At 34.8% G+C, this 15,499-nt stretch carries 14 protein-coding genes; 6 read left to right on the top strand and 8 right to left on the bottom strand.

The window, feature by feature from the left end; genetic code table 11:
* Positions 1-3: 3 nt before the first annotated feature.
* Both tatA and tatC read left to right on the top strand, forming a co-directional pair.
* Positions 4-234 carry a twin-arginine translocase TatA/TatE family subunit gene (gene tatA / locus D9842_RS23530; RefSeq protein ID WP_121664544.1) on the top strand — a complete coding sequence of 77 codons (231 nt, stop codon included), beginning with the start codon at positions 4-6 and terminating at the stop codon, positions 232-234.
* 99 nt (positions 235-333) lie between these two features.
* Positions 334-1,050 (top strand): twin-arginine translocase subunit TatC, encoded by a 717-nt coding sequence (tatC, locus tag D9842_RS23525; RefSeq protein WP_285842869.1) that lies wholly within the window; start codon positions 334-336, stop codon positions 1,048-1,050.
* A 60-nt stretch (positions 1,051-1,110) separates the two neighbouring features.
* Here tatC and D9842_RS23520 read toward each other — a convergent pair whose 3' ends face one another.
* The 6 genes from D9842_RS23520 to D9842_RS23495 all read right to left on the bottom strand — a co-directional run bounded on the left by D9842_RS23520 (position 1,111) and on the right by D9842_RS23495 (position 6,428).
* Positions 1,111-1,692: a class D sortase gene (locus tag D9842_RS23520; protein ID WP_373995132.1), complete on the bottom strand. Its 582-nt coding sequence runs from the start codon at positions 1,690-1,692 to the stop codon at positions 1,111-1,113.
* 93 nt (positions 1,693-1,785) lie between these two features.
* The gene (locus D9842_RS23515; RefSeq protein WP_162987540.1) at positions 1,786-2,367 is read right to left on the bottom strand and encodes an NAD(P)H-dependent oxidoreductase; all 582 of its coding nucleotides are present in this window, start codon (positions 2,365-2,367) and stop codon (positions 1,786-1,788) included.
* A 137-nt stretch (positions 2,368-2,504) separates the two neighbouring features.
* The gene (locus D9842_RS23510) at positions 2,505-3,551 is read right to left on the bottom strand and encodes a siderophore ABC transporter substrate-binding protein (protein WP_121664540.1); all 1,047 of its coding nucleotides are present in this window, start codon (positions 3,549-3,551) and stop codon (positions 2,505-2,507) included.
* Positions 3,552-3,767: 216 nt separating this feature from the next.
* Entirely contained in the window at positions 3,768-4,535 is a 768-nt protein-coding gene (locus D9842_RS23505; RefSeq protein WP_121664539.1) for an iron ABC transporter ATP-binding protein, read from the bottom strand.
* Positions 4,532-5,485: an iron chelate uptake ABC transporter family permease subunit gene (locus D9842_RS23500; RefSeq protein WP_121664538.1), complete on the bottom strand. Its 954-nt coding sequence runs from the start codon at positions 5,483-5,485 to the stop codon at positions 4,532-4,534. Before D9842_RS23500 ends, D9842_RS23505 begins: the two co-directional genes overlap by 4 nt.
* Positions 5,475-6,428 carry an ABC transporter permease gene (locus tag D9842_RS23495; protein WP_121664537.1) on the bottom strand — a complete coding sequence of 318 codons (954 nt, stop codon included), beginning with the start codon at positions 6,426-6,428 and terminating at the stop codon, positions 5,475-5,477. The genes D9842_RS23500 and D9842_RS23495 overlap by 11 nt, the downstream gene beginning before the upstream one ends.
* A 533-nt stretch (positions 6,429-6,961) precedes the next feature.
* Between D9842_RS23495 and D9842_RS23490 the strand changes: the two genes are divergently transcribed.
* Together D9842_RS23490 and D9842_RS23485 are read left to right on the top strand one after the other, a co-directional pair.
* Positions 6,962-7,618, top strand: coding sequence for a cobalamin B12-binding domain-containing protein (locus D9842_RS23490; RefSeq protein WP_162987539.1), 657 nt, complete (start codon positions 6,962-6,964; stop codon positions 7,616-7,618).
* Positions 7,619-7,642: 24 nt separating this feature from the next.
* Positions 7,643-8,272, top strand: coding sequence for a hypothetical protein (locus D9842_RS23485; protein ID WP_121664535.1), 630 nt, complete (start codon positions 7,643-7,645; stop codon positions 8,270-8,272).
* Here D9842_RS23485 and D9842_RS23480 read toward each other — a convergent pair.
* On the bottom strand, positions 8,255-11,827 hold the full coding sequence (locus tag D9842_RS23480) for a CheR family methyltransferase (RefSeq protein WP_121664534.1): 3,573 nt from the start codon (positions 11,825-11,827) through the stop codon (positions 8,255-8,257). The two genes, D9842_RS23485 and D9842_RS23480, sit on opposite strands and share 18 nt — an antisense overlap.
* Positions 11,828-12,122: 295 nt before the next feature.
* Between D9842_RS23480 and D9842_RS23475 the strand changes: the two genes are divergently transcribed.
* Complete coding sequence (locus D9842_RS23475) at positions 12,123-12,428, top strand: 4a-hydroxytetrahydrobiopterin dehydratase (RefSeq protein WP_121664533.1); 306 nt, start codon at positions 12,123-12,125, stop codon at positions 12,426-12,428.
* 84 nt (positions 12,429-12,512) lie between these two features.
* Positions 12,513-13,136 carry a hypothetical protein gene (locus D9842_RS23470; RefSeq protein ID WP_121664532.1) on the top strand — a complete coding sequence of 208 codons (624 nt, stop codon included), beginning with the start codon at positions 12,513-12,515 and terminating at the stop codon, positions 13,134-13,136.
* A 31-nt stretch (positions 13,137-13,167) separates the two neighbouring features.
* On the opposite strand, the gene D9842_RS23465 is transcribed toward D9842_RS23470, so the two are convergent.
* Positions 13,168-15,192, bottom strand: coding sequence for an ATP-binding protein (locus D9842_RS23465; RefSeq protein WP_121664531.1), 2,025 nt, complete (start codon positions 15,190-15,192; stop codon positions 13,168-13,170).
* Between the last annotated feature and the right edge of the window lie 307 nt (positions 15,193-15,499).

Here is a 15,499-nt window from a genome sequence, read left to right as displayed (position 1 = left end):
TAGATGCTACAAAATATTGGAATTCCCGGATTAATCATTATTTTAGTTATTGCACTAATTATTTTCGGACCTTCAAAACTTCCTGAGATTGGACGAGCTTTTGGTTCAACGCTTAAGGAATTTAAAAAAGCCACAAATGATCTAGTTAATGGTGATAACAAAGAAGACGATAAAGCAGAAGAAAACTCAAAGCTACAAGCTATTGAGAGACCTAATAGTAAAACAGGTAGTTAATAAACAGTAAAAGTAGGCAGGTCCCATACCTGCTTACTTCTTTATCATTCGAGAAATACGGGCTTCTGAAAGGGGTTGTAAAAGGTGGATCTTACTGAAATGAACGTTGTTGATCATTTAAGTGAATTAAGAAAAAGGGTAATTATTACGTTAGCTTCATTTCTTCTTTTTCTCATCATCTCTTTTCTATACGTTCAAGATATTCATCATTTCTTAGTAAAAGATCTAAATGATAAACTAGCAATCTTAGGTCCTGGTGATATTCTATGGATCTACATGGCTATTGCAGGAATCAGCGCGATTACATTTACAATTCCTGTTGCTGCATTTCAAATTTGGCTTTTTGTTAAGCCTGGTCTCAGAAAAGAAGAGCAAAAAGTAACGTTAGCTTTTATTCCCGGTATCTTCATTTTGTTTATTTCAGGAATCGCATTTGGGTATTTTCTACTGTTTCCAATTGTCCTATCCTTTCTCCAATCACTTGCAGGTGATCAGTTCGAAACATTTTTCACAGTGGATAAATACTTTAGATTCATGATTAATCTAACCGTACCCTTTGGCTTTTTATTTGAGATGCCTGCTATTATTATGTTTTTAACGAGACTTGGGATTATTAATCCACAGAGGCTTGCAAAATCAAGAAAAATTTCTTATTTCTTCTTAATCGTTATATCGGTACTTATTACACCCCCAGACTTCATATCAGATATTCTGGTTATTGTACCGTTAGTTCTTTTATATGAATTTAGTGTTACATTATCAAAAATAGTTTATCGAAAAAAGCTAATTCATGAATCAGAGCAAGTGGCACAATAAAACACCTACAATATAAAAAACGATTTAGCACAGTCGCATGACATACTAAATCGTTTCTTATTATACTTCTTTCTTTTTTGCATAAATAATATAACGTTGTGGAGCATTTCCTACATAGCTAAATGGATAGCAAGTCGTCACTAAAAGCTCTTCATACTCATTTTGAAGAGTAATAATACTTAAATCGTCGGCTTCAACGATTTTCGTTCCGGTAATTTCGTACTCAAAATTTCCATACGGTAATATAACTTCAAATGTATCACCAACTTCTAACTCACCCGCTTTACGAAAAACGGTATCTCTATGTCCAGACAAAACAATTTGTCCATTTTCATTAGGATAATAGCTTCCCTTATAATGGCCAACGCCTTTTTCAAGATCATCAGGGTCTGTTCCTTCTACAATTGGCAAGTCCGCATTTAATCTTGGAATATGTAGGATTCCAATTGCCTCACCTATCGGCGGTTTAAACGTACCATCTTCCTCTTTGTATATTTCTTTATCAGGGGCAGATTCTACAATCGACTTCGCTTCAGCTAACGAATTCGATGTTTGCATTTTAGTATCAAAAATCTCCCATCCTGCATAGCCTACGATTCCTAATCCAATAACAATTAATAAATATGATAGCTTTTTCACGATCACTACCACGCTTTCCTTTAATGTTATATAAATTATAACATAGTTAGGTACTGCTATAATAAGCGACTTAGTAGATTGGATAAGAATAATAAATTATAAAATATCTACAATACTTTTTACTTCCTTAAGCATTTTTTCTCTTGCATCCTTGTCTACATTCGGTACAGAATAAAAAAATTTGTGTGTGATAACATTTAATCCACAATAATCTAGAATGCCAACATCCATAGAAGTTTCCATTGATGCGATAAGCTGATTTGGCTTCATAAAGTCCTCCGTTTGACTTGTTGTTTGAAACACAACACATTTTTTCCCTTTGAGTAAACCTTCAGCACCCTTTAAATGCTCATACCTGAAGGCAAATCCATTTGTGAACACCCGATCGAAGTATCCCTTTAAGATTGCAGGCATACCACACCACCATGTTGGAAAGATAAACACAAGGTTTTCTGCCCACAAAATTTTCTTTTGTTCTTCTATGATTTCTTCCGATATTTTATTTTGGGAAAAATTAGTATGATTATCTTCCTCCAAAACAGGATTAAACTTTAATGCATATAGATCACGAACTCTTACCTCATGACCTTTATTGGTTAAGTGCATTTCCACCTCATAAGAAATGGAAGCATTAAAACTATTCTTACTAGGGTGTGCTAAAATAATAAGTGTTTTCATTGAAGCCTCCATAGCATTTTCTACTAGTATGATATTACCAAGGATATATTAAACAAACGTTTAATTAATTTAGCAAAAACAAAAAAGGACTGTCTAAAGATAGCTTTCACTACCATTTTAAACAGTCCTTTTCATTATTATTTTAATTCAGCTAACACTTCTTCAATTTTGGCAAGCTCGGATTGTAAACCCCCACCACTTAAGTACCATAGTGGGCCATCTAGATAAACAATTTTTCCATTTTTATAAGCATCTGTTTTCTTAATAATATCATTTTCCATATCAGCATCAATATTAGATTCGCCGCCAATTGCCGCTGTACGATCAATGACAAATAATACCTGTGGATTGAATTCTAAAATTGCTTCGAAGCCGAAATTAGAACCGTGTGATGAAGATTCGATATCTTCTGTTACTGGTTTGAAGCCATAAATGTTATAAATGTAACCAAAATTAGAGTTTGATGCGAAGCCCGATAATTTACCTTCATTGTACATTGTTACTAATGAAGTTTCATAGGTTCCAGCTAATGCTTTAACTTCTTCTAAAGCTGAATCGAACTTTGCTGTGTATTCTTCAGCTTCAGCTTCTTTACCAAACATTTTTGCTGCTAAATCTACTGAAGATAAGAATGTGTTCCAGTAGTCATCTTGTGAAGTACCCACAAACACAACAGGAGCGATTTCTTTTAGTTCCTCATAGAATGCTGACTGACGACCAGAGATAAAAATTACATCAGGAGCCATTTCAGCGATATCTTCTAGTAAAGGCTCCTTCAAGCTACCAATACTTTTATACTCATCAGAAGCATATTTTTCAAGGTGAGCTGGCAGGCTAGTATCTTTTGCAACCCCTACAATTCCTTCAACACCTAGTGCATCTAGTGTATCTAAGAAACCATAATCGAACACAACAATTTTTTCAGGCATACTTTCAAATTCCACATCTTCAAAACTAGTTGAACTTCCATCTCTACCTTCACTTACAGCAACTGTTGGAGATACAGTCATTGGGTATGCTGGACCTTCTTCTCCTGCTGCTGCTTCTTCTTGACCTTCTGCTTCAGCAGTTTCTGTTGATTCTTTTTTTGTAGGTTCTGTTGAAGCTTCATCGTTAGAACCACAAGCAGCAAGCATTAATACCATAGCTGCTAACAATGCAATTAATAAATTTGTTTTTCTCATGTCTTTTCTCTCCCTTTTATAGTCTTTATCGTTAATGATAATCATTATCAGTGATAACGATTATCATTATGATCTATTAATACTTTTTAGTCAATAACTTTTTAAGAGTTTATTAGTTTTTTTTTCTAAATTATCAAAAATATGACAATAATTTATGAACAATACCTAAAGAAATCTAATTGATTTCTCTAGGTTAACCTTGTTTATCTAATTTTCTTACGTATGTGAATTAAAATAGACACAAATTCTGCATCCATTCTGCTCCTGTACAGGAATATCCATATCATAAATTTCACGTAAGGCATCAGAATTTATGATTTCATGAGTTGGCCCGTTTTTCATCAGCCTTCCATTTTTCAATGCAACGATACGATCTGAATAAACGGATGCAAAGTTAATGTCATGTAAAACGATAACAACTGTTTTTCCAAGTTCATCAACTAATCTGCGTAAAATTTTCATAATTTGAACTGAATGCTTCATATCTAAATTATTTAAAGGCTCATCTAATAAGACATAATCAGTATCCTGGGCAATGACCATTGCAATAAATGCCCTTTGCTTCTGACCGCCTGATAATTCATCTAAAAATTTGTCTTGCATATCTGCTAAATTCATATAATCAATCGCTTGATCAACAAATTTATCATCTTCAGCTGTTAAACGTCCTTTCGAATACGGATAGCGACCAAACGCAACCAGCTCACGAACTGTTAATCGAACGTTTAGGTGGTTTGCTTGCCTTAAAATAGATACTCTCTTCGCAAATTCTGAGGACTTCCACTTCTTCACATTGTTTTGGTCGAGTAGTACTTCACCTGTATCTGCTTCTAATAAGCGGCTCACCATAGAAAGAAGTGTTGACTTACCAGCTCCATTCGGCCCTATAAACGATGTAATGGTTCCCGGCTCGATCGTAACTGAAACATCCTCTACAACAGGCTTTTTACCAAATTGTTTTGTTAATCCTTTGATTTCAATCATCCTGCTGCCCTACTTTCCTTAAGTAATAGATAAATAAAGTAAATTCCACCGATAAAGTTAATAATGACACTTAACGTTGTGCGTAATTCAAAGATATGCTCCACAAGGAATTGCCCACCAACAAGTGCAATAATACTAATTAAACTCGCACCTATTATGTGAATAGAGTGTTTATATGTGACCAAATATTGATAGGAAAGATTTGCAACAATTAGTCCAAAAAATGTAATTGGTCCAACAAGCGCTGTTGATGTTGCGATTAAAACAGAAGATAAAATTAAAATTCTCATAACCATACTGTCATAGTTTATACCAAGGTTCATAGCATTTTCCCGGCCAAGTGACATAACATCCAGTTTCCCCATAATAAGGTAGCCATAAAGAAACGCAAAGAATAGAATACCAATTGAGATAAACAACAACTCAGCCTTTACGTTTGTAAAGGTTGCAAACAAACGGCTTTGAAGACTTAAATATTCAACTGGATCAATCAATACTTGTAGAAATGTTACCAAACTTCCAAGAAGTGTACCTATGATCATCCCTATTAATAGTAGAAAATAGATTGGATGCTTATCAGCCCTAAACAAAAAGCGATATAAAAGCATTGCAAACACTACCATTGCAAGAATTGCTGCACCAAAGTTTAAGTATTTATTTAACACCCAAACTGACATTGAACCCGCAAAGAAGTAAATTAATGTTTGTACGACTTGATACATCGAATCAAGTCCCATAACAGAAGGTGTTAAAATCCGATTATGTGTGATTGTCTGGAATACAACAGTTGAATAAGAGATGGCAATACCAGTTACAATCATTGCTGAAACTCGGAGCATACGCTTTGGAAAGGCATAGTCAAAGCCGCCCTTTATATCGTAAAAGCCATAAAACAAGATACATACAATAGCAATAGCTACTAATAAAATCAGTTTTGTTCTATTTCGCATATGCTCTCCCCCTAAGTAGCATCGTTAAGAAGATCGCACTGCCTATCACTGCCACTGTTACATTAACTGGAATCTCATAAGGGTGAATAATGATCCGCCCTAAAATATCACATATTAATAAGAAAACAACCCCCAATACCGCGGTATGTGGTATTGTTTTGCGTAAATTATCACCTAAATAAAGAGAAACAATATTTGGTACAATTAGTCCCAAAAATGGAATAACCCCAACAGTGAGAACAACTGTTGTTGAAATAATTGCAACAAGAATAAGACCAATATTTAGAATCAGCTTATAACTTAAGCCTAGATTCTTCGCAAAATCTTCTCCCATTCCGGCTACTGTAAATTTATTTGCATAAATATAAGCTAAAATAACGGCTGGAATACTAACATATAAAAGTTCATAGCGACCAGAAATAATCAAAGTAAAGCTCCCCATGAGCCAGGAAGAGAGGTTTTGAAGTAGATCAGCTTCATACCCTAAAAAAGTGGTAATGGAAGATAAAATATTCCCATACATAATTCCAATTAATGGAACAAAAATAACATCTTTAAATTTTATACGATCCAAAATCTGCATAAATACGAATGTTCCAGCCAATGCAAAAGCAAAACTAAAAATAACTTGCTGGGTATATGTTACATTCGTAAAAAATAGCATTGAAATTAAAATACCTAGCCTTGCTGCGTCTAATGTCCCAGCAGTTGTTGGTGATACAAATTTATTTCGGCTTAAAGACTGCATAATTAAGCCGGCAATACTCATCCCTGCCCCCGCTAATATAATCGCAATTAAACGTGGAATTCGGCTTATTAGGAAAATATGTGTTTCGTCTGAATCCCAATTAAGCAAGTCCATTGGTGTAATATCAATTGCTCCGATGAAAAGCGAAATAAAAGACAGGACGATAGCTGCAATTCCTAGCATCCATAATCTCATTTGAAACCCTCATAACCTATTTATTCTTAGTACAACAATTGAACCAATTATTATTCCAAGTTGAATCTATCAAGTATGTAAATAAAAGTATGACAAACCAAGAGCCCTCTCACACTTAATTAACATATGATAATCATTATCATTAAATGATAAAAAAAAGAACGTGTATTTATCTACGATTCACACCTGTTGAGATTGATTATCAACTACATTAATTAATGTATCACAAAAAACAAATTGAGAAAAGATGTATATTTCAAATTATGGAATTTATCTAAATACGTCCACATTTTCGCCACAAATTAAACTCGATAAGTTTTAATTAAAGTATTAGGAGGAGAATCTGACATGCTCTTTTTTATAAAAACTAGTTTAAGAGATTCGAAAATAGGGAAAGTATAAATGATTTCTGTAACCTAATTCGTCTTATAACTTTACGAAACTCACCATTATTTTCTTCTTATTAAAAGATGAAGAACAATGAAGGAAAGAGTATAATAGGAGGTAGTTTAAATCAGAAAGGACTGACATACATGACTGATTTAACTAAGAAGTTTGCTCAATTTCTTTTACTTGGTGACACCGTAAGTTCATTTAAAATAATTGAGAAGCTCTTACATGAAGGATTTACCTCCCTCTACATCTATGAAAATGTTATAAAGGAAGCATTATATTATATAGGTTACTTATGGGAAATTGATGAAATCAGTGTTGCTGATGAGCATTTAGCTACAGGAACAGCTGATTATGTTTTAACAAAGCTCGATTTTCACTTAGACCAGAATGATGAGCAAGTGATAGGAAGTCAAAAGCAGGTTATGCTATTCTGTATTGAAGGTGAAGAGCACTATGTTGGAATAAAGATGGCAGCATCAATTTTCAAGCAAAACTCTTGGAATGTAAAATATTTAGGTCCTAATTTACCGTTACAACATGCCATTTACTATGCAAATAAATCTAAGCCTGATGTGATTTGTTTATCAGTAACAGTTTCACATCATCTAAAAAATCTACCAGAATACATTCAAACACTTGAGATGCTAGATCATAAGCCGACGATTATACTCGGAAGTAGACTAGCAGAAAAGTATGATTTATCAAAGTTCATATCTAATCAAACACTCATAGTTCCTAATCTGGAAAACTTAACGGCATTTATTAATGGCAAACTTATTGGGATTGAAGCTTAACTTTTAAGAAGGTGTGGTGTGCAAATGTACGCACTTGAAAACGTACCTGTACCTGTTTTTGTTTTAAATTCACAGCTTGATGTGATAGATTCATCTTCAATGTCACATCAAATTTTCTCTAAATCTAAAAACTTCCTTGACCTTGTTGATCAAGAAAGCCGAAACAAAGTCCAATATTTCCTATCCACAAAGGAAAAAGATAAATTTGAAGCAAATATGATTACAATTGAAAATTCATTAGAATTATTTGAACTATATATTAAACAAAATCATGAAGGTTTATTATATGTGGTAAGTATTCCTTTAAGAGAAAATCTAAAAAAAGTCAGCCACCAGGTTAATATGCTTCGAGAACAATTAACAGTGACTGACCAAGATCAATTTGAACAGCATCATCGAAAAGAAATTATTTCATTATTTCAGCCGTTTCTAACAGACTCAGATATATATAATTTAATAAGTTCGTCTGATAATATGAAGGACCTTCCAAGGAAGCTTGAGAAAATACAGGATTTACTCAGCCTCCTTCGCCCCGATATCATTGAAAGTGGAAAAAGTGCTCACTTTGAAGTCATTATTGATGAATTAAATGAGCTGCGCTCTTCAATCGATTTCTATTTAACTTTGATGCCTCTTTTAGACCGCTTCGACTGAGTTAGATAAAGGTAACGTAATTTCAACTGTTGTGCCTTTATCTAATTCACTTGAAAAGACTATTTTCCCATTATGACTCTCAATAATCTTAAAGCTAACCATTAAACCTAAACCTGTTCCCTTTTCCTTGGTTGTGTAGAAAGGCTGTCCCATTTTTTCAAGCTGTTCCTTTGGAATTCCTTTTCCTTTATCTTCAAAGCGGATAAGTACCTCTCCACTATCCAGTTTACGTGTTTCAATCTTTAAATTTCCTGGGCGGCCTTCCATCGACTCGATTCCATTTTTTACAATATTAATAAAAACCTGCTTTAACTCATTCTCAATTCCTTGGATAGTAAAAATAAATGGGTCATTATATGTTTCGATTGTAACGTCATTAAGAATGGCTTGTGTTTCCCAAATTTTCGAAACATCTTGAATGATTTTATTAATATTAACATCCTGAAAAGCCGCTGCCTTTGGTCGAGATAGTACTAAAAATTCGTTAATGATCTCTTCCAGCCTGATAAACTCAGTCATCATTACTTCAGCGTATTCCTTACGATATGTGTTGGTTTGGATCATTAGCTGTAAGAAGCCTCTTAATGAAGTTAGAGGATTTCTTATTTCATGTGCAATGCCAGCTGCCAACTGTCCAATTGCTGAGAGCATTTCAGACTTTATCAACATTTGCTCAGAGCTTTTTCTATTGGTTATATCTTCTCCTACCCTTAAAATTTGAACAACATCATGATCTTCATTTTCAACCGGTATTAATGCAAGATTTTCCCAATATTGTTTTCCATCGCGAGCTGTATAGGATATTTCACCAGACCATTTTTCACCAGCACGCACCTTTTTCCAATGAGAATCAAAATCACTATCAATATAGTATTCTGCATAGATATCTTTTAACTTACGTCCGATTAAATCCTTAACCTCTAACCCAAGTTGTTCTGCAAATTTACTATTCGCATACTCTATTTTCCCTTGGAAGTCTGTAAATACTGTATTTGCCGGGCTAAGTTCAATAGCCTGCATACTCAATTGAAGCTCTCGATTTACCTTCTTAATTTTAGTGATATCAATAAATGTCATCACAATTCCGTCAACAATATTGTCACTAGTACGGTAAGGCATGATTTTGACACTATACCATTTTCCATCTTTTGCAGGTAGATCTTTTATAATTGATTTCGTTGTCATTAACACATCTTGGATATCTTCTATCAATGTTTCATACTCTAATCGATGTGATATATGAAAAATCGGACGTCCAATATCACGATTAATAACATGAAAGAGCTTCATAACCTCAGGAGTATAAAGTTTAATATTTAATTTCTTATCCAAGAAAATGGTTGCGATATTGGTATTAATCAACAAATTGTCCATATCATTGTTAAGATCCGTAAGTTCAATAATTTTCTTTTCATACTGTGAATTAACTGTAATTAATTCTTCATTAACAGATTGCATTTCCTCATTTGTACTTTGAAGCTCTTCATTCGCAGCAATTAATTCTTCATTTGTTGACTGAAGCTCTTCATTTGATGTTTCTAATTCTTCAATCGTTGTTTGAAGACTTTGCTTTGTATAGTAAAGCTCCTGCTCTAAGTCAAAGATTCTTTGATTATAGGCAGAATCCTGATCAAATGTCATAGAATCAGCTTTGATTATAGTTGTCGAGTCAGGCATATGATCTTTTATAAATAATGCAACATAGCCCTTTCTTACATTTTCTAAAGGCTTAACAACTAGTTTTACCTGTTTACTTTCATTTTTGTTGATTAAAAGATTCTTATATTTAATCTCTCTTAATTCCTCACGAACTTTTTTTATTGCTGTTCCAATGGCAACAGATAGGTTTGTTGGAACCATATTAAAAATATTATAGTTAACCTTTCCCTTTGGTAGGTTTAAATACTCACCTGCATTACCGGAAGAAAGAATTACCTCATTATGCTCATTGATTACGATGCACGGAGGTAACAGATCGTCCATGAGTGAATAATACAGTTCATCTGGGTGCTGATACCTGTTTGTGTCGCGTAAGTGTTCAGTACCTCTTCTCTCACTATCTCCGGAGATTTCCTTAGGAGCTAACAATGCTTGGGAAAAATGTTGGTTATCAGAAACCTGGTTACTAAAAACTTTCCACTTGCTATTAACAGAGGAGAAAAGATTTGAGAGTTTACCGATCGTTTCACTTGGCCCTAAAAATAAATAGCCTTTCTCCTTTAGTGCAAAGTGAAACAATGACAATACTCGTTGCTGAAGCTCTGTTTGAAAGTAGATCATGACATTTCTACAACTTATCATGTCTAAATTAACAAATGGAGAATCCTTCGTCATATTATGAGGGGCAAATACAATTTTTTGTCTGATTTCTCTTTTTACCTGATAATCACTGCCTTGTTTATCAAAATATTTAATTAGCAGATGTTTTGGGATCATTGAGACGATTTGCTCTGAGTAGCAGCCCTGACTTGCGAACTTAACAGCATCACGGTCAATGTCTGTGGCGAACACTTGCAAATCCATATCACTTTCTCTTTTTTCCAGCTCTTCATTAAATAAAATAGCTAAAGAATATGCCTCCTGACCTGATGAGCATCCGGCTACCCATATCCTCATCTTATTTCGGCCTCGCTGCAAGTTCTCACTAATCATTGATGGAATGAGAGTATTCTGCATATAGTAAAATGCATCAGTATCCCTAAAAAAGTGAGTCACACCAATAAGTAAATCTTCTTGAAGATAACGAATTTCCCTAGGGTTTTCCAGCAAATAGTTTTTATAGTCCTCAAGATTAAGGAATGATTCTTCCAATAAACTCATTCTACGTTCAATTCTTCGGATAACAGTGTTTTTCTTATACATGGTAAAATCAATACCACTTTTTTTATGAATCATCATTAACACTTGGTTTAATGTTTTTTCTTTAAAATCCACGGGTTCTGTTTCGATATAATTTTGAATATGCTCAGACATCACTGAAGGATTAATGACGTAATCTCCAACCCCTGACTTGATTGCGCTTTCGGGCATATCCATATACTTTGCTGTCTCATTCTGAACAAGACAAAGTCCGCCTCTTTCGTGAATATCATTTAAGCCCTTTGTTCCATCTGTCCCTTTACCAGACAAGATCACACCGATTGCTTTCTTTTGTGCGTAGTAAGCAATAGATGTTAAGAACGTATCTATTGGATAATTCACTACTTGACTCTCATGATATTTCTCTAGATGTAACTGCCCTTTATTATTTATAGTAATATAGTGATTGGGTGGGCATAAATAGACGGTTTTAGGCTTAACCTCCAACCCTTGCTTTGCCTCAAAAACCTGCATATTTGTATATTTTCTGAGTAGTTCCGGCATAAAGCTTTTATATTTAGAAGATAAATGTTGGACAACAACAAATGCTGCATCTATGTCAGATTTCATACTTTGGAAAAATTGCTCTATGGCTTCAAGACCTCCAGCTGAGGCTCCAATTCCTACAACATATGGTGTATCAAGTTCACCCTTTTCATGTTCCTGTTCTAATTGCCCGTTTGGTGCATTTGACATCTAGTATCCTCCTTAAACAATTCCCCATAACCAATTCGACAACAATAAATTGATATCCTGTTGATTAACAAAGAAAAATACTTAATTAAGTTAAATTAATTAAGTAATCTATTGCTTTACCACTTTATCATTCTACTATCATAACAGTTATTACAGATAGGATATACCATAATGTATTTCTTTTGCTCTGTTCTATTTATATTTTACTACGACTAAATTTCTAGTTTTATCTACAAGAAGGAATTGCCATATGTTTAGAGAAAATAGTAAGACATTACGGAAAGGAGGTATAGAATTGAAGCGATTAGAAGACCAGGAGATTGAAGAACTACTTTCTTCTTTACAACAATGGAAATTAAAAGAGCAGCGTTCTATCGTTAGAAAATACATATTTAAGGACTATCTTGCCGGAATAGATTTTGTTTCAAAGGTAGGATATCTTGCTGAGCAAGCAGATCATCACCCTTTTATTGAGATTCAGTATAAAGCCGTTTTTATTACCTACACATCATGGGCTGCAAAAGGTTTAACAAAATTAGATTTCGAATTAGCGCATAAGATTGATCAGTTATTTATTGATCCCTCTTCAATTAGCTTTTAGTATCTCTCCTCATCTTTCCTTGTAGCGAAATCTAGTTAACAGCATAGGTTAGTTAAGGAATTCCTATAGAGGAGGAAAAAACACATGAATTTTTACCCTAGAAGAAACCATTATGCTCCTTATCAACCAGGATTTATGCAGAACTACGGTGCATCTCCTGCAACTGGAACAATGTATGGTAACGGATTTTATCCAACACCGGGTACCCCTTATCAGGGAGTAACATCACCAATAGGGAATAGCTATAATCCAAACTATGGAGGAGCATTCCCAAACCCTGTCGGAAATACTTATCCTAATTTTGAAGGATCTCTTCCTGGGCCTTATGGTAACTCTTATCCAGGCTACCCTAATTTCGAAGGACCTCTTCCTGGGCCTTACGGCAACTCGTATCCTGGATATCCTAATTTCGAAGGACCTCTTCCGGGACCTGATGGCAACTCGTATCCAGAGTATCCTAATTTTGAGGGGCCTCTTCCGGGACCTGATGGCAGCTCTTATCCGGGGTATCCTAATTTCGAAGGACCTCTTCCGGGACCTGATGGCAGCCCTTATCCGGGGTATCCTAATTTTGAAGGGCCTCTTCCGGGACCTGATGGCAGCTCTTATCCGGGGTATCCTAATTTTGAGGGGCCTCTTCCGGGACCAACAGGAAATATGTTTCCACAATCGCCTACTTATGAAAGAACTCCGCAAAGAAAAAAATAAACTAAAAGGAGCGTATTATCGCTCCTTTTAGTTATTCTAAAGGTAATAGGATTTTAACTGTTGTTCCTTTCCCAAGCTCGCTAGTAAAGAAGATTTTCCCCTTATGATTTTGGATGATTCTATAGCTTATCATCAGCCCAAGTCCACTACCCTTTTCCTTATTAGAATAAAAAGGTTCTCCAAGCGTAGGAATTCGTTCTGGTGAAATGCCTACACCTTCATCAGCCACCGCAATATACAAATATCGTTCATCCTCTATCCCAATCTCAATATGAATCATGCCACCTTTTGGCATTGATTCAATTGCATTACTAATCAAATTTTGAAAAACAAGCTTAACTTGATTTAAATCACATGGTATAGATAGGCTAGCATGACACTTGATACAAAAAGTAATATTAAGCATTCTGCTTAACTCCTCATTTGTACGTAAAACCTCTTGAAGGAGGTCTATGATGTTATTTTGTTCACGCTTAGTACCAAGATGAGAGTTTGCAAGAACAAGAATTTCATTTACAAAATCTTCCATCTGTAAAAGCTCACTTAGAATTAATTCCTTGTATGGATAGGAATAGCCATCTTTCAGCTGCATAAATCCTTTTATACTTGTTAAAGGGTTTCGTATTTCATGTGCAATACTTGCCGCTAATTGACCTACAGCTGTTAGCTTATCTGATTTCCTCACTAAAGCCTGATTTTGTTTCTTCTCCGTAATATCTTCAGCTACACCCGCAATTCGATAAGGATGACCGTTTGGATTATACACTGGTACAATTCGGTTTCTCACCCAACGTATTGTACCGTCTGTGTAAATTATTCTATAGTCAAATTCAACTCTTTCATGCACATTCCCAAATCTCTCCAATGCATACTCACGATCATCAGGATGAATGGATCTTTCCCAGAGTGTCTGATCTAAATTATATTCTTCACCTGTTCTGCCTGAGATTTCTTTCCATGCAGAACTCATATATAGTAGCTTTTTCTCTTGAATATCAACTATCCAAAAGGCTTCTTTAATGTTATTAGCAATTTGCTCGAATCTCTCTTGAGTTTCCTTTAGCTTTTTCTCAGCAATTCTTCGTTCCAGCTCATTGCCAACCCACTGTGTCATCAATTGTAGGAATTCAATGTCTGAGTTGGATATTGTACGAAATCCCTGATGAATATCATAAAAGCAAAAAGTACCGTAAAATTGTTCATGAACAAATATTGGTGCACCCACATACTCTCTTATCATCGATTGATTATGAATTGGTGCAGACTGACTTATATGTACTGGTGTTAAACGTTCCCTAACCATCCCAGCACACGTTTCATCTAGAGAAATGACTTCACCAACATTTATCGTTTCTGTTAAATCTGTTGTTTGGATAACCTCATAATGGTTCCCAGTTATTTTCGAAATATTTCCATCTGACAATTGGAAGCGCTCACAACCTATACTTAATAACTTTTTTAATTTATGCTCAAAGCTTAAGTCATTATTGCTCGTTATTTCATATAAGCTTCGAATTGACTGTTCACTCAGCGTTCTCTCGATTATGTCTGATCTTAACTCAATTTCTGTCTTTACCCAATAACTTAAATCGATCAAGTTATTTAGTTCATCTTCACTAAGCGTTCTTGGTTTCACATCAATAATACACAAAGACCCTAGTATATTGTTTTGCTTCGTAATAATTGGTACACCAGCATAGAAACGGATTTGATGTTCTTTCACTAATCGATTATGTTTAAAGCGATGGTCTTCCAGTGTATCTTCAATCACTAATGGGTTTCCATCTAAAACAACATACTGACAGAAGGCTGCCTCTCTTTCTGTTGACCTCTCTTCTAAAATTGAACCTGTGAGACCTACGCATGATTTAAACCATTGTTTGTCCTCAGTTAATAACGTTATTAATGAAATAGGAACTTGAAAGATCCTACTAGCTAACCTTGTAATGCGATCAAACGACTCTTCATTTGGAGTATTGATGAGGTCCAGTTTATATAATTCTGTTAATCTCCTCTTTTCTCTTTCTAAATAAGAGGAGCTACCGCTATCAAACATTTCCTCCAGCTTAAAAATAGAAATCACTCCAAGCGTTTTTTTCAATTATATCATATGGGATTATTTGGCGGAACAATAGTTCGTAGGTTTTAATAGTAGAGTTTATTATAATTTGAACCAATGTGTGTTTTCGAGATACCTAGTGTTAGAGTACCTGTAGGGTGTGATATTCAGAAGTTCATGCGTTTTTCGATAGGTGATTCGAGTATTAACACCAGCTCCATCTGGATTCCCTTATATCGAGGCTCTTTGCTGATCATTTCTCACGGATTTGTCCCGATTATCTTAGTATCGAGACTCTTTACAA

It is taken from the genome of Metabacillus litoralis (genome assembly GCF_003667825.1).
Lineage (GTDB): Bacteria > Bacillota > Bacilli > Bacillales > Bacillaceae > Metabacillus > Metabacillus litoralis_B.
The sequence above is the reverse complement of the archived record's forward strand: the minus strand, read 5'-3'. Positions and strand labels throughout refer to the sequence as shown.

What these genes read in the sequence shown, in the direction of transcription:
- D9842_RS23470 (WP_121664532.1), top strand. Translation starts at nt 12,513, where the DNA reads ATGAATTTTTACCCTAGAAGAAACCATTATGCTCCTTATCAACCAGGA.
- tatC (WP_285842869.1), top strand. Translation starts at nt 334, where the DNA reads ATGAACGTTGTTGATCATTTAAGTGAATTAAGAAAAAGGGTAATTATT.
- D9842_RS23480 (WP_121664534.1), bottom strand. Translation starts at nt 11,827, where the DNA reads ATGTCAAATGCACCAAACGGGCAATTAGAACAGGAACATGAAAAGGGT.
- D9842_RS23495 (WP_121664537.1), bottom strand. Translation starts at nt 6,428, where the DNA reads ATGAGATTATGGATGCTAGGAATTGCAGCTATCGTCCTGTCTTTTATT.
- tatA (WP_121664544.1), top strand. Translation starts at nt 4, where the DNA reads ATGCTACAAAATATTGGAATTCCCGGATTAATCATTATTTTAGTTATT.
- D9842_RS23485 (WP_121664535.1), top strand. Translation starts at nt 7,643, where the DNA reads ATGTACGCACTTGAAAACGTACCTGTACCTGTTTTTGTTTTAAATTCA.
- D9842_RS23490 (WP_162987539.1), top strand. Translation starts at nt 6,962, where the DNA reads ATGACTGATTTAACTAAGAAGTTTGCTCAATTTCTTTTACTTGGTGAC.
- D9842_RS23505 (WP_121664539.1), bottom strand. Translation starts at nt 4,535, where the DNA reads ATGATTGAAATCAAAGGATTAACAAAACAATTTGGTAAAAAGCCTGTT.
- D9842_RS23510 (WP_121664540.1), bottom strand. Translation starts at nt 3,551, where the DNA reads ATGAGAAAAACAAATTTATTAATTGCATTGTTAGCAGCTATGGTATTA.
- D9842_RS23500 (WP_121664538.1), bottom strand. Translation starts at nt 5,485, where the DNA reads ATGCGAAATAGAACAAAACTGATTTTATTAGTAGCTATTGCTATTGTA.
- D9842_RS23465 (WP_121664531.1), bottom strand. Translation starts at nt 15,192, where the DNA reads ATGTTTGATAGCGGTAGCTCCTCTTATTTAGAAAGAGAAAAGAGGAGA.
- D9842_RS23515 (WP_162987540.1), bottom strand. Translation starts at nt 2,367, where the DNA reads ATGAAAACACTTATTATTTTAGCACACCCTAGTAAGAATAGTTTTAAT.